Raw genomic sequence first — 12980 nt, 5'->3', positions numbered from 1 at the left:
GCGAGGGCGAATAGCGCTACACTTTCGCCCTTTCAGCGCCACCGGAGTTATCATGTCTTATACCTGTCCACTATGCCACGCGCCGCTTAGCCGCAGCGAAAATAGCTATATTTGCCCGCAGCGGCACCAGTTCGATCTGGCAAAGGAAGGGTATGTCAATTTACTGCCGGTGCAGTTCAAACGTTCGCGCGACCCGGGCGATAGCGCTGAGATGATGCAGGCGCGCCGCGCCTTCCTCGATGGCGGATATTATCAGCCGTTGCGTGAGGCGATTTGCAGCTATCTGCGGGCTTTCGCGCCGGGCGAGCTGCTGGATATCGGCTGCGGAGAGGGATACTACACGCATGCTTTCGCCGCCATTGCCGCACGCAGTTTCGGCCTCGATGTCTCAAAATCGGCGATCCGCGCCGCCGCTAAACGTTACCCGCAGGTCGAATTCTGCGTTGCTTCCAGCCAACGGTTGCCTTTTGCCGATCGGTCTCTGGACGCGGTGGTGCGTATTTATGCGCCCTGTAACGCGGACGAATTAGCGCGTGTAGTAAAAGCAGGCGGTTGGGTGATTACCGCCACGCCGGGACCGCGCCATCTGATGGAGCTGAAAGGGCTGATCTACGATGAAGTTCGTTTGCATGAACTGAACCGGGAAGCGATGCCGGGCTTTACGCTGCGTCATGAGCAGCAGTTAGCCTATCCGATGCAGTTGAGCGGCACGCAGGCGGAAGCGTTACTGCAGATGACGCCGTTTGCCTGGCGAGCGAAACCGGAGGTACGAGAATTACTGCGCCAGCAGGAGACCTTTGGCTGCCAGACCGATTTCATGATTCACTGCTGGCAGCGCGAGGCGTAAGGGCTACGGCGCGAAATGGCCCCACAGAATCTGCGCGCCGATACCGATTAGCACGATACCGCCGAGAATTTCGGCCCGTTTGCCGAGCAGCGGGCCGATAAAGCGGCCAACCATAATTCCTAGCGTTGACATGGTAAAGGTGGCGCAGCCGATAGCCAGCGCGGTGGCGATAATATTGACCTGCAGGAAAGCAAGCCCCACGCCAACGGCCATCGCGTCAAGACTGGTAGCGAATGCGGTAGTCACCAGCAACCAGAAGCCGTGGCGACGCGGCGCTTCACATTCATCGTCATCGCCGCCGCGAAAACCTTCAATCACCATACGCCCACCGAGAAACACCAGCAGCACGAAAGCGATCCAGTGGTTCCATTCCAGTACAAACTGGCTGGCCAACATGCCCAGCCCCCAGCCGACCAGCGGCGTCAGGGTTTCGATCGCGCCGAATATAAGACCGGTGCGCAGCGCTTCAGAAAATTTAGGTTTATGCAGGGTGGCGCCTTTACCGATAGAAGCGGCAAACGCGTCCATCGACATACCAAAGGCAAGAAGGATAGTGGCAGAAATATTCATGAGCGTGTCCTGACCGGGGAATATCCATATGACACATCGCTGCCCCCAGTAAACATACGCGGAGCCTGAGCATAACGTACAGCAGTGATGTATCTATGGTCTCGCCTGATTGAACGACCGCTCAACCCGTACGTGCCACGTTTTGCAACGAGTATGTTGACACGTACATTTTCCACCTGCGGAAAATCGGCTACTCCCCAACGACGGGCGCAACCTTAACATATTTTGAGAAGGTAAAACAATCACAGAAAAATAATATTAGCCACAATAAATGATAACGATTTTCATTTAAAATCTTAAGTGAAGGATTGGTTAAATAATATAACGAGGTGAGGCGGGTAAATATAGCCATGGCTATATATTCCCACAGTAATGAAAGGCGGGAATATAGCGCAGGTTATATCTGTAACTTATTGACTGGTAACGAGTAGTTTGTATATTTTTTCCAGATCGTCGATATTTCGTACGCGAATAAGCAGGCGCCGCTGCTCTAATTGCATCACCAGTACGCCATCTTCCGACAAATTCATCGCTTTAATCCGCGGATATTCAATCCACACGTTGGCAAAGAAAAAACCGCTCTTTTTAAACAGAATTCGCGGCGTACGGATCCAGAACAGATATAACCCCATTAATGCCAGCGCAGATAATAACCATGTGGTGATTATTTCGCCATGGCTGGCAATATTGTTGTAAATGAGAATCGCCGTCAGGCCGACGAAAATCATCCCGTCGACGCGTCCACGACGCAGCAGGGGGATTGACAGCAGGGTGGGGCCATTGCGGCGCGGCATGATAAATTGGTCGTAGATAGCGAAAGCCACCAGGGCGACGATAAACAGAATGAGCACCAGCTCCGTGATTGCCATTGATCCTCCAGCCAGCGTGGACCTGCATACAGGTACACGTTTTAACGCTAAAAAAAAGCCGGGGACAAAGCTGTCCCCGGCCTACAACGTGATGATTATTGACCCAGCAGGCCGACCGCGTAGCCGGCGATACCGATGACGAAGAAGCCAACGATGATCCACAGCGGGTTGACTTTCTTACGCAGCAGCCACATACAGGCGAAGGTCAGCAGCAGCGGCACCAGTCCCGGCATCAGCTGGTCAAGGATGGTCTGCACGGTGGTCACGCGAGTCTGACCATCCTGACCGGTGATCGTGGAAACCACCAGCGGGATATTAACGTGCGTCCATTTGTTAACCAGGGCCCCCATGACAAACAGGCCGAGGATTGACGCCCCCTCGGTCAGTTTCTGCAGGAAGCCGCCGCCCATATCCTTAACGATGTCCACGCCTTTACGATAGCCGTATGCTACGCCGTAGTAGCGGGTCAGCAGACGCACGGCATTGAACAGGATGAAGAACAGTAGCGGACCAAGCAGGCTACCGCTCATCGCGATACCGGCGCCGAGCGCGGCGAATACCGGACGCACGGTACCCCAGAAGATCGGGTCGCCGACGCCTGCCAGCGGCCCCATCAAACCGACTTTGATACCGTTGATTGCGCCATCGTCGATTTCCGCGCCGTTAGCACGCTGCTCTTCCATCGCCAGCGTTACGCCGAGTACCGGCGCCGCGACGTACGGATGGGTGTTGAAGAACTCAAGGTGACGCTTAATAGCCTGCTTACGCGCATCGTTGTTCTCCGGGTACAGGCGACGGATTGCCGGAACCATAGAGAAGCAGAAGCCCAGCGCCTGCATACGTTCGAAGTTCCATGAACCCTGGAACAGGTTAGAACGAATGAACACGCCACGAATATCACTCTGAGTGAGTTTTTTCTCGGTGGTATTTTTAGTCATATCAACCATTTCGCTCACCTGTTAGTCCAGTTCGTTATCGAGATCGTTGTTACCAGCCGCCTGAGCCGGGGCACCCGCTACGCGGTTATATTTCGGGCTCAGCTGAATGTAGAGAATGGCCATGACGGCACCAATCACACCCAGCGCAACCAGGTTGAAATTGGTGAAGGCCGCGGTGACGAAACCGAGATAGAAGAACGGCATCAGGTAGCCCGCGCGCATCATGTTGATGACCATCGCGTAACCGACGACGACGATCATGCCGCCCGCGATATTCAGACCGCCAGTCACGACTTCCGGAATGGCATTCAGCAGACCCTGAACTTCGCTGGTACCGACAGAGATGGCTACGATAACCGCCGGGATGGCGATACGCATTGCCTGCAGGAACAGCGAGGAAACGTGCAGCCAGGAGATGGCCGTCAGGTTACCGTTTTCAGCGGCTTTATCTGCCGCGTGCTGGAAGGCAACGGTGATGGTACGAACGATAATGGTCAGAACCTGGCCTGCCGCCGCCAGCGGGATAGCCAGAGCGATACCGGCGCCAATGCTTTGGTGACCGGCGATAACCAGTACGGTAGAAATAATGGATGCCAGCGCGGCATCAGGCGCAACCGCCGCACCGATGTTCATCCAGCCCAGAGCGATCATTTCCAGCGTACCGCCGATGATGATACCGGTTTTCATGTCACCGAGAACGGCGCCGATTAACGTACAGGCGACCAGAGGACGGTGGAACTGAAATTCATCAAGTACCGACTCCATACCCGCAATACACGCGACGATGAACACCAGCACAATCTGAAGAAGGGTAATCTCCATTGTACTTCTCCTGTTGATTAAGTCTTAAAGTGAAGGTTGGCTCGCGAGCGCCGGGTTAATTACCCACCTTGGCGATCAAATCCATCATTTTCAGTTTCTGGTCGGTGGAAACTTTACGCGCTTCCAGTTCAATACCGCGGGCATTCAACTTCTTGAATGCTTCGATATCTGTCGCATCGACCGAAATCGCGTTATTGACCTGCGTTTTACCCTGGCGGAAAGCCATACCGCCGATGTTGACGCTGGTAATTTTCACGCCGCCTTCAACAATACGTTCAACGTCCGTTGGGTTAGTGAACAGCAGCATGACGCGCTCGCCGGCGTATTTCGGGTTGTTATAGACGCGAATCATCTTCGCGACATCAACAACGTGAGCGGTCACGCCCGGAGGAGCCACCTGGGTCAGCAGCGTTTTGCGCACCGTGTCGGCGGCAACTTCATCGCTGACCACGATAATGCGGGTGACGTTAGTCTCTTTGGTCCAGCGGGTCGCAACCTGGCCGTGGATAAGACGGTCATCGATACGCGCCAGGCCAATCACCATGTAATCATTTGGACCCATCGGTTTAGCGGGCGTTGCCGCTTTCGGCGCGGCAGCCTGAACCGGCGCCGCTTTTTCAACCGGTTTGGCTTTCAGCGCTTTCACGCCTTCGCTACCGGTTTCCACCGCCAGCGCCACCAGCTCATCAAACGACGGATCGTCATCGCGGGCCATGAAGGTTTCAACCAGCATCGGGACGTTGACGCCAGCGATCACTTCATAGTTTTCTTTATCAACAACAATGCGGCTTGCCGCGTTAAATGGACTACCGCCCCACGTATCAACGAGGAACAGCACGCCTTTTGTGGTATCCAGTTTTGCCAGCTGTGCATTGTACTTTTCGATCAGCGTTTCGGCATTTTCGCCAGGAACGAAATCGATCCAGCCAACGTTTTCCTGCTCGCCCAACAGCATTTCTGCGGTTTTCAGCAGTTGTTCTGCAGCCCAACCATGTGTGCCTATTACAATAGCAATCGTCACTTGCTACCTCCGTTATTATGGTGAATGCATCATCTGGTCTGATACATCCTGAATCACTCTTGTGGAAAAATCGATTCAGTAAGGGTGTAAGATCTAAATTAATTACTACCGGGAATTATTTTAGATAGTGAAAAAATAATTAATGTGATGGAGCTCCGTAAATTACGCTTCAGTAATCAATAATTTCGCAGCGCAAAAAATAGCCTTAGCTATTGCAAAGACAGGTAAATTTTTGCCAATTCTGCGCTATATTTTGCTATGTTTAGCTTCCGTTTAATTACTCAGGAGTATAGGGCATAGCCCGCCGTATGGACCGTCATCGACGTCTTTTCACCCTCAGGCACTCGTCTGCCGCCTCAACCACACACGCTTTTTTACCAGCAACCATTGTTTCGCCGGTGCATGACATCGCGATGACTACCGCTGTCGTTAACGGGAGCCGCTCATGGAATTCTTAATGGATCCCACCATCTGGGCTGGCCTGCTGACGCTGGTAGTCCTCGAAATTGTTCTGGGTATCGATAACCTGGTCTTTATTGCCATCCTTGCCGATAAACTGCCGCCAAAACAGCGTGATAAGGCACGTATCATCGGCCTGTCGCTGGCGCTGATTATGCGCCTGGGGCTGCTCTCGGTTATCTCGTGGATGGTCACGTTGACCAAGCCTTTGATAAGCATAGGCGATTTTTCGTTCTCCGGGCGCGATCTGATCATGCTGGTCGGCGGTATCTTCCTGCTATTCAAGGCGACGACAGAGCTTCATGAACGACTGGAAAACCGCCAGCATGATGCCGGTCACGGCAAAGGCTATGCCAGCTTCTGGGTCGTCGTGCTACAAATTGTGGTGCTGGATGCCGTCTTCTCGCTTGATGCGGTGATTACCGCCGTCGGCATGGTAAACCATTTACCGGTGATGATGGCTGCGGTCGTTATTGCGATGATCCTGATGCTGCTGGCCTCGAAGCCGTTAACCCGCTTCGTGAACCAACATCCGACGGTTGTCGTGCTGTGTCTGAGCTTCCTGCTGATGATTGGTCTGAGTCTGGTGGCAGAAGGCTTTGGCTTCCATATTCCGAAGGGTTACCTGTACGCGGCGATTGGCTTCTCGATTACCATTGAATTCTTTAACCAGGTGGCGCGGCGTAACTTTATCCGCCACCAGTCGACGTTGCCGCTGCGCGCGCGTACCGCTGATGCGATTCTGCGCTTGATGGGCGGTCGCAAACAGGCGACCGTGGCGCACGATAGCGATAGCCCGGCGGCAGTGCCGGTGCCGGAAGGGGCGTTTGCTGAAGAAGAACGCTATATGATTAACGGCGTGCTGACCCTGGCGCAGCGCTCATTGCGCAGTATCATGACTCCGCGAGGCGAAATTAGCTGGGTGGATGCTGAGCAGAGCGAAGACGAAATTCGTCGCCAGCTGCTTTCTTCCCCGCACAGCATGTTCCCGGTTTGCCGCGGCGAACTTGATGAAATCATCGGTATTGTACGCGCCAAAGAGATGCTGGTGGCGCTGGAGGCGGGCGAGAACGTTGCCGCGATGGCATCCGCTTCCCCGGCGATTGTGGTGCCGGAAACGCTGGATCCGATCAATCTGCTGGGCGTGCTGCGCCGGGCGCGCGGCAGTTTTGTCATCGTCACCAACGAATTTGGCGTGGTGCAGGGTCTGGTGACGCCGCTGGACGTCCTGGAAGCCATCGCTGGTGAGTTCCCGGACGCCGACGAAACGCCGGAAATTGTGCTGGATGGCGATGGGTGGCTAATCAAAGGGTCAACCGACCTTCATGCGCTGCAGCAGGCGCTGGGGCTGGACGACCTGGTCAACGAAGACGATGATATCGCGACCGTTGCCGGGCTGGTTATCTCCGCGAACGGTCATATCCCGCGGATAGGCGATGTTGTCGAACTGCCGCCGCTGCAGTTCACCATCGTTGAAGCCAATGATTATCGCGTCGATCTGGTACGGGTCATTAAAACTGTCCACGATAACGACGAAGAAGAGTAATGCCGAACCCGCCGGGCTAAACTTGCCCGGCGGGTTGTTTTTTACCCCCAGTCGCCGCCAGACGGTGCTTCTCTTCCGCCAGCCAGCGCGGAAAATCCTCCACCGGCAACGGGCGGGCATAATAATATCCCTGTAGTAAATCCACGCCGTGGCTACGCATGTAAATCTTCTGTTCCTGAGTTTCGACGCCTTCGGCAATGGTGACGATTTTGAGCCGGTGCGCCAGGGCGATAATCATATCGGTCACCGTCGCGTTGACCCCATCAATGCCAATAGCACCGGTATAAGATTTATCAATTTTCAGTACATCCGGGCGAAGTTTTTCCAGCCAGGATAGCGAACTATTACCGGTGCCAAAGTCATCAATGGCCAGCTGGACGCCTTTAAAATGCAGGTGCTCCGCCATGTGATGATCGCCTTCACGCAGGACATCACGTTCGGTCAGCTCGACCACCAGCTGCTGTACCGGATTAGCGCTGAACCAATAGGTGTGCAGATCGCGCAGCAGCTCGCCGTTGCTGAAATGACGCGCCGCCACGTTAATACCAATATGAAAATTGGCATCCTGCGGGAAATAATGCAGCCGGCGGGCGGTTTCAGCGATGACGTAGCGGGTCAGGGGGACTATCAGGTTGTAGCCTTCAGCAATCGGGATAAAAACATCCGGCGAGATATTTCCGCGGCGCGGATTGTTCCAGCGCAGCAAAATTTCCACGCCACAACACTCCTGAGTACGTAAATCCTGCAGCGGCTGGCACCATACCTCGAACTCGTGGGCGGCGATACCCAGGGTTATTTCGCGCGAGAAAGTCATTCGTCCTGCGGTTGTCAACCAGGCGATACCGGTCATCAACAGGCTGAACATCAGCGCCAGCGGTAATTCGGCGGGCAGCTCTTCTAAGGCTACCGCGGAGGCTCCCGGGCCGCTGATGTTGATGGTAAAGGGAAACTGGCTGGAGCTTTGCCGGTAAATTATCGGCAGACCCGGCAACCGATCGCTTGCAACGACGCCAACATCGCTGAGAAAACTCTTGTTGCCTACCGTGAGGCTGATGTCGCTTATCAACGATGATTTTTCTTTGAGAATCAATTCGCCAAGCAGCTCAATATTGATAATTAACAACGCGCCGTCGGCGCCGCTTACGGAGGAGGGATACCACTGAATCAGTACCGGTGTGCCTTTGAGCAGCGAGTTATCGGTTGAAAAGGCCAACAGCGGGTTGACTGCCGGCAACGTTGGCTGCAGCTGATGAATGGCCACATGGCGCGGGCCAAAAATGCTGGAGCAGTAGGCCATCCCGGATTGAACAAGGATGATTGAGCGTACGGTCTGCAGTGTGGCCGCGGTTTTACGCAGCTCAAGATGCACATCCTGACAGGGTTTGCCCACCATACTCAGCAGGGTAGCGTGTTTTGCCGCCAGCGGCTGCAGGATATTGTCCATCGCGATCACCATATTGCGGGTCACCGTCTGGATGCGCTGTTGATTTTGGCTACGCTGTGAAATAAATCGGATTGTCAGGGTGACGGCAAGCGTCAGAAATGCAACGGCCAGGCACACCAGAATGCGCTTGCGGCGGTATGTCGAAATGACCTTCTGTGCATTTTGCATGCGAGGCGCCCTGTCGGCTAAATAGAGGAATAAGAGTAACAGCCGGCTTAAAGCAAGTGTAGTGGGTAAGATAAGTTGGTGGGAGAAAAAGAAAAATGCGCCCGGAAAGGGCGCATTTCACAGACGTGTTTTAGTCACACTGGACTTTGATCGCCAGGCCGCCGCGAGAGGTTTCGCGATATTTGGCGTTCATGTCTTTACCCGTTTCGTACATGGTCTCGATAACTTTATCGAGAGAGACGCGCGGTTCGCTGGTGCGGCGCATTGCCATACGCGCGGCATTAATCGCCTTCACGGAGGCGATAGCGTTTCGCTCGATGCACGGCACCTGAACCTGGCCGGCGACCGGGTCGCAGGTCAGGCCGAGGTTATGTTCCATGCCGATTTCCGCCGCCACGCAAACCTGCTCCGGGCTGGCGCCAAGCAGTTCAGCCAGGCCCGCCGCTGCCATTGAACAGGCGACGCCGACTTCGCCCTGACAGCCGACTTCCGCGCCGGAAATGGACGCGTTCATCTTGTACAGCGCGCCAATCGCGCCGGACGCCATAAAGTAGCGAATATAGATATCCGGGCTGACGGACTCGATAAAGTGATCGTAGTAGGCGAGCACTGCCGGAACGATACCACAGGCGCCGTTGGTCGGAGCGGTAACAACGCGGCCGCCGGCGGCGTTCTCTTCGTTGACCGCCAGCGCGAACATGTTCACCCAGTCGACAACATTCATCGGGTCGTTAGACAGCTTATCGCTGGCGACCAGCAGACGACGCAGCGCCGAAGCGCGACGCGGCACGCGTAGCGGCCCCGGCAGCACACCTTCGGTGTTCATGCCGCGATCGATACAGGCGCGCATGGTTTGCCAGACGTTTTCAAAATAGGCCTCGATCTCTTGCTTGCTGTGCAGCGCCAGTTCGTTTTGCATCACCATGCCGGAGAGCGACAGACCGGTTTCTTTGCAGTAGCCCAGCATTTCCTGTGCCGATTTAAACGGATACGGAACCTGCAGTTCGCTCGCGTCTTCTTTGCCGAAATGCTCTTCGTCGACGATAAAACCGCCGCCGATTGAATAGTAAGTCTTGCTGTAGATTTCTTTCTCGCCGGCCCACGCATGGATAGTCATGCCGTTTTCGTGCAGCGGCAGGTTGTCGCTACGAAAACGCATGCCGTCATCCGCCGGGAAGTCGACTTCGTGTTGCCCGTTTGCCAGCAGCAGACGGCCGCGGGTTTCTACGTCGCGGATAAATGCCGGGATCGCGTCAATATCGACCGTCGCAGGCAGATTGCCCGCCAGTCCCATGATAATGGCGATGTCCGTGTGGTGGCCTTTGCCGGTTAATGAAAGCGACCCATAGACGTCAACGGCGACGCGCGTCACTTCATTAAGCAATCCCTTTTCGACCAGGTCATCGACGAACTGTTTACCGGCCTTCATCGGCCCTACAGTATGGGAAGATGAGGGACCAATCCCCACCTTGAACATGTCGAATATACTAATCACGATAACACTCCTGACAGGGTTACCGCGGTTGCGGTAACGATGTAATAACTGCGCATAGTGTAAGAGGGAACCGGGTTGTCAGCTTAACTATTCACATGAATTAAACTAATGGATAACCTTGGTTTTACTAATAGTGAGAGCGCCTTCTCATTACTTATTATAGCTAAGGGCGAGTGCCGATTTGCAGCGCCAGCTCGCGAATAATGCCGGCGGTCATTCCCCAGACAAAATAATGTTGGTACCACGATAGCCAGACGCGATGTGAATTACCGCGCCGATGGATGTCCAGCGGGTGGTAACGACCCAGGCGCAACGCCTCTTCCAGCGGCATTTCAAACACCGCAGACACCTCGTCCTGACTGGCATGATAGTGCAGGTCCGGGGGGATTATGCCAACAACCGGCGTCACCTGAAAGCCGGTGACGCTGTCGACAGGCGGCAGCACGCCGATCACTTCAACGGCTTCCGGCGGGATCGCCACTTCTTCCTGCGCCTCGCGCAGCGCGGCGGCAATCAATGTAGCGTCGGTGTTATCTACTGCGCCACCGGGGAAGGCGACCTGGCCCGCGTGCTTGCGCAGCAGCGGCGAACGCTGGGTCAGCAACAGTCCCGGCTGCGGCCGACGGACAATCGGCACCAGTACCGCCGCCTGGCGCTGGTTCAGCGACTGCGGCGAGGGCTGTGGGCGCAGCAGTTGAAAACGGGATAGAAAGTCGTCCAGATCGAGGGCGTTAGCCGCCATGTTCTAGCTCTCCAGTTGATGCAGGATACGGTTAACTTTATCAAAAGTTTCCTGATATTCCGCGGCTTCTTCGCTGTCCGCCACGATACCGCCGCCCGCTGAGCAGTACAGTTGGCCCTGCCAGGCGGTGATCGTACGAATAGTAATGCTGGTATCCATATTGCCGCACAGGCTGAGATAACCAATGCTGCCGCACCATGCGTTGCGTCGCTGCGGTTCCAGTTCATCGATAATCTCCATGGCGCGAACTTTCGGCGCTCCGGTAATGGAGCCGCCAGGGAAGGCCGCGCGTAGCAGATCGCTGGCATCAAGCGTAGCAGGCAATCGTGCGGTGATAGTGCTCACCAGGTGATGCACCGCCGGGAACGGTTCGACCACAAACAGTTCCGGTACGCGAACGCTGCCCGGCACGGCGACGCGGCCGATATCATTGCGCATCAGATCGACAATCATTAAATTTTCGGCGCGGTCTTTCGGCGAGTGGGCAAGCGTTGCCGCCTGGCGTGCGTCTTCCTGCGGGGAATCGAGTCGCGGCAGCGTGCCTTTAATGGGGCGCGTCTGGATGTCACCCTGATGCAGTTGAATAAAACGCTCCGGAGACAGGCTTAAAATCGCCCCTTCCGGCAGGCGAATGAAGGCGCTGAACGGCGCGCGGTTGGCGGCATTAAGCTTACGAAATGCCTGCCATTCATCGCCGCGGTAGCGGGCCTGAAAACGCTGCGCCAGGTTGACCTGATAACAGTCGCCGCTGCGCAGGTACGCCTGTACCTGGCGGAATTTTTCGCCGTACTGCTGGCGGCTCATATTCGACTGCCAGCAGGAGGTCAGGGAGAAAGGTTCAGCCGGCTGGCATGTTTGCGATTCCAGCCACTGCAGGCGCCGTTGCGGATCGTCATAGCTCAGCAGCGACACCTGCTGGCGTTGATGATCGACGATCAGCGCCCAGTCATAAATGCCTACCGCCATCTCCGGCAGGGCAATATCAGCCTGCGCTTGCGTCGGAAGACGTTCAAAGCGGCGGCCAAGATCGTAGCCGAATAGCCCCAGCGCGCCGCCGAGAAACGGCAGGTTATCATCGGCCTGCGGGGTTAACTGACAGCGATCCAACTGCTGTTGCAGCAGCTGCAGCGGATCGTCCTGTGAGACAAATTTGCCTTCACCGTCGTTGACCCAGGTTCGCTCGCCGCGGGTAACCAACGTCGCGCGCGGTTCGGCGACGATAATATCGAAACGGCTATACGGATGGTCGGCGAAGCCGGAGTGCAGCAGCATCGCCCACGGCGTGGCGCTTAACGGCGCGAAATAGCGTTCGGCGGCATCCGGGCGCCAGGGCAGGGTGATAATAGCGGGGGACAACATTAACCTCGATCCTAATCTGCCGCCCACTGGCGAAATGGCGGACGGCGTGAAATAATTACGCCCCACAATGTAGCAGGAGTGAGTGATGTTTGCAGGTTTACCTTCGCTGAGCCATGAGCAACAGCAAAAAGCGGTCGAACGTATTCAGGAATTGATGGCGCAGGGAATGAGCAGCGGCCAGGCAATCGCCCTGGTGGCCGATGAACTGCGCGCCACGCACACCGGCGACCGGATCGTAGCGCGCTTCGAAGATGACGACGAAGACGAGTAATTACGCCGCGGCGATGATTTTAATCTCAACTTTATATTGCGGCTTCATCAGGGTCGCCTGTACGGTGCAGCGCACCGGCGCGTGACCGGCGACTACCCAGGCGTCCCAGGCTTTATTCATCGCCGCAAAATCATCTTTATTGGCGAGGAAAATGGTGGCATCAAGAATACGTGACTTATTGCTGCCCTGTTTTTCCAGCACCGCGTCAATTTGCGCCAGGGTGTTGGCAGTCTGCTCAAACGCGTCGGCGTCGAGGTTTTCCGGCACCCCGGTGTAGTAGATGGTCTGGTTGTGAATCACCACATCAGACCAGCGGGTTTCGGCATCAATACGCGTAATTGTCATTTATCTTTCCTCTTTGTTCTATCCATTTGGCTGCGGCAAGACTGCCACAATGTTCCGCCCGCGTCACTACCCGGGCTGGCGAAA

13 protein-coding genes and 1 riboswitch are annotated in these 12980 nt (G+C 55.5%); of the genes, 3 read left to right on the top strand and 10 right to left on the bottom strand.

The features are described from left to right. The first annotated feature begins 52 nt into the window (after positions 1-52). Positions 53-847, top strand: coding sequence for a 23S rRNA (guanine(745)-N(1))-methyltransferase (gene rlmA, locus ABLU80_RS13835; protein WP_020078475.1), 795 nt, complete (start codon positions 53-55; stop codon positions 845-847). A gap of 3 nt (positions 848-850) precedes the next feature. Here the strand turns inward: rlmA and mntP are convergent, their stop codons facing one another. From mntP to manX, 5 genes are all read right to left on the bottom strand, one after another. Then, positions 851-1417, bottom strand: coding sequence for a manganese efflux pump MntP (mntP, locus tag ABLU80_RS13830; protein ID WP_015366036.1), 567 nt, complete (start codon positions 1415-1417; stop codon positions 851-853). A gap of 107 nt (positions 1418-1524) precedes the next feature. Beyond that, a riboswitch (yybP-ykoY riboswitch) is annotated at positions 1525-1628 on the bottom strand. Positions 1629-1827: 199 nt separating this feature from the next. Beyond that, on the bottom strand, positions 1828-2286 hold the full coding sequence (locus tag ABLU80_RS13825) for a DUF986 family protein (RefSeq protein ID WP_015366037.1): 459 nt from the start codon (positions 2284-2286) through the stop codon (positions 1828-1830). A gap of 95 nt (positions 2287-2381) precedes the next feature. Then, complete coding sequence (locus ABLU80_RS13820; RefSeq protein ID WP_015366038.1) at positions 2382-3233, bottom strand: PTS mannose transporter subunit IID; 852 nt, start codon at positions 3231-3233, stop codon at positions 2382-2384. A 12-nt stretch (positions 3234-3245) separates the two neighbouring features. Continuing rightward, positions 3246-4046, bottom strand: a complete 801-nt coding sequence (locus tag ABLU80_RS13815; RefSeq protein WP_015366039.1) for a PTS mannose/fructose/sorbose transporter subunit IIC — start codon at positions 4044-4046, stop codon at positions 3246-3248. A gap of 55 nt (positions 4047-4101) precedes the next feature. After that, positions 4102-5067: a PTS mannose transporter subunit IIAB gene (gene manX / locus ABLU80_RS13810; RefSeq protein ID WP_015366040.1), complete on the bottom strand. Its 966-nt coding sequence runs from the start codon at positions 5065-5067 to the stop codon at positions 4102-4104. Positions 5068-5512: 445 nt separating this feature from the next. Here manX and yoaE point away from each other — a divergent pair, with 445 nt between their 5' ends. Then, positions 5513-7072, top strand: a complete 1560-nt coding sequence (gene yoaE, locus ABLU80_RS13805; protein WP_047079643.1) for a CNNM family cation transport protein YoaE — start codon at positions 5513-5515, stop codon at positions 7070-7072. Positions 7073-7088: 16 nt separating this feature from the next. On the opposite strand, the gene ABLU80_RS13800 is transcribed toward yoaE, so the two are convergent. The 4 genes from ABLU80_RS13800 to pabB all read right to left on the bottom strand — a co-directional run bounded on the left by ABLU80_RS13800 (position 7089) and on the right by pabB (position 12280). Next, positions 7089-8684: an EAL domain-containing protein gene (locus ABLU80_RS13800; protein WP_015366042.1), complete on the bottom strand. Its 1596-nt coding sequence runs from the start codon at positions 8682-8684 to the stop codon at positions 7089-7091. A 130-nt stretch (positions 8685-8814) separates the two neighbouring features. Beyond that, positions 8815-10179: an L-serine ammonia-lyase gene (sdaA, locus tag ABLU80_RS13795; RefSeq protein ID WP_015705929.1), complete on the bottom strand. Its 1365-nt coding sequence runs from the start codon at positions 10177-10179 to the stop codon at positions 8815-8817. A gap of 163 nt (positions 10180-10342) precedes the next feature. Further along, complete coding sequence (locus ABLU80_RS13790) at positions 10343-10921, bottom strand: CoA pyrophosphatase (protein ID WP_015705928.1); 579 nt, start codon at positions 10919-10921, stop codon at positions 10343-10345. A 3-nt stretch (positions 10922-10924) separates the two neighbouring features. After that, positions 10925-12280, bottom strand: a complete 1356-nt coding sequence (pabB, locus tag ABLU80_RS13785) for an aminodeoxychorismate synthase component 1 (RefSeq protein ID WP_086630352.1) — start codon at positions 12278-12280, stop codon at positions 10925-10927. 85 nt (positions 12281-12365) lie between these two features. Between pabB and ABLU80_RS13780 the strand changes: the two genes are divergently transcribed. After that, complete coding sequence (locus ABLU80_RS13780) at positions 12366-12551, top strand: YoaH family protein (RefSeq protein ID WP_015366046.1); 186 nt, start codon at positions 12366-12368, stop codon at positions 12549-12551. On the opposite strand, the gene ABLU80_RS13775 is transcribed toward ABLU80_RS13780, so the two are convergent. Beyond that, positions 12552-12896 carry a RidA family protein gene (locus tag ABLU80_RS13775; RefSeq protein WP_348850091.1) on the bottom strand — a complete coding sequence of 115 codons (345 nt, stop codon included), beginning with the start codon at positions 12894-12896 and terminating at the stop codon, positions 12552-12554. Between the last annotated feature and the right edge of the window lie 84 nt (positions 12897-12980).

Source organism: Klebsiella sp. CN_Kp104 (assembly GCF_040064515.1).
GTDB lineage: Bacteria > Pseudomonadota > Gammaproteobacteria > Enterobacterales > Enterobacteriaceae > Klebsiella > Klebsiella aerogenes.
Note: the sequence above shows the minus strand (reverse complement) of the source record. Positions and strands in the feature narration are given on the sequence as shown.

Excerpts from the sequence above, each read along its gene's own strand:
- ABLU80_RS13820 (WP_015366038.1), bottom strand. The coding sequence starts at position 3,233 with ATGGTTGATATGACTAAAAATACCACCGAGAAAAAACTCACTCAGAGT.
- ABLU80_RS13790 (WP_015705928.1), bottom strand. The coding sequence starts at position 10,921 with ATGGCGGCTAACGCCCTCGATCTGGACGACTTTCTATCCCGTTTTCAA.
- mntP (WP_015366036.1), bottom strand. The coding sequence starts at position 1,417 with ATGAATATTTCTGCCACTATCCTTCTTGCCTTTGGTATGTCGATGGAC.
- ABLU80_RS13815 (WP_015366039.1), bottom strand. The coding sequence starts at position 4,046 with ATGGAGATTACCCTTCTTCAGATTGTGCTGGTGTTCATCGTCGCGTGT.
- rlmA (WP_020078475.1), top strand. The coding sequence starts at position 53 with ATGTCTTATACCTGTCCACTATGCCACGCGCCGCTTAGCCGCAGCGAA.
- ABLU80_RS13800 (WP_015366042.1), bottom strand. The coding sequence starts at position 8,684 with ATGCAAAATGCACAGAAGGTCATTTCGACATACCGCCGCAAGCGCATT.
- yoaE (WP_047079643.1), top strand. The coding sequence starts at position 5,513 with ATGGAATTCTTAATGGATCCCACCATCTGGGCTGGCCTGCTGACGCTG.
- pabB (WP_086630352.1), bottom strand. The coding sequence starts at position 12,280 with ATGTTGTCCCCCGCTATTATCACCCTGCCCTGGCGCCCGGATGCCGCC.
- ABLU80_RS13825 (WP_015366037.1), bottom strand. The coding sequence starts at position 2,286 with ATGGCAATCACGGAGCTGGTGCTCATTCTGTTTATCGTCGCCCTGGTG.
- ABLU80_RS13780 (WP_015366046.1), top strand. The coding sequence starts at position 12,366 with ATGTTTGCAGGTTTACCTTCGCTGAGCCATGAGCAACAGCAAAAAGCG.
- ABLU80_RS13775 (WP_348850091.1), bottom strand. The coding sequence starts at position 12,896 with ATGACAATTACGCGTATTGATGCCGAAACCCGCTGGTCTGATGTGGTG.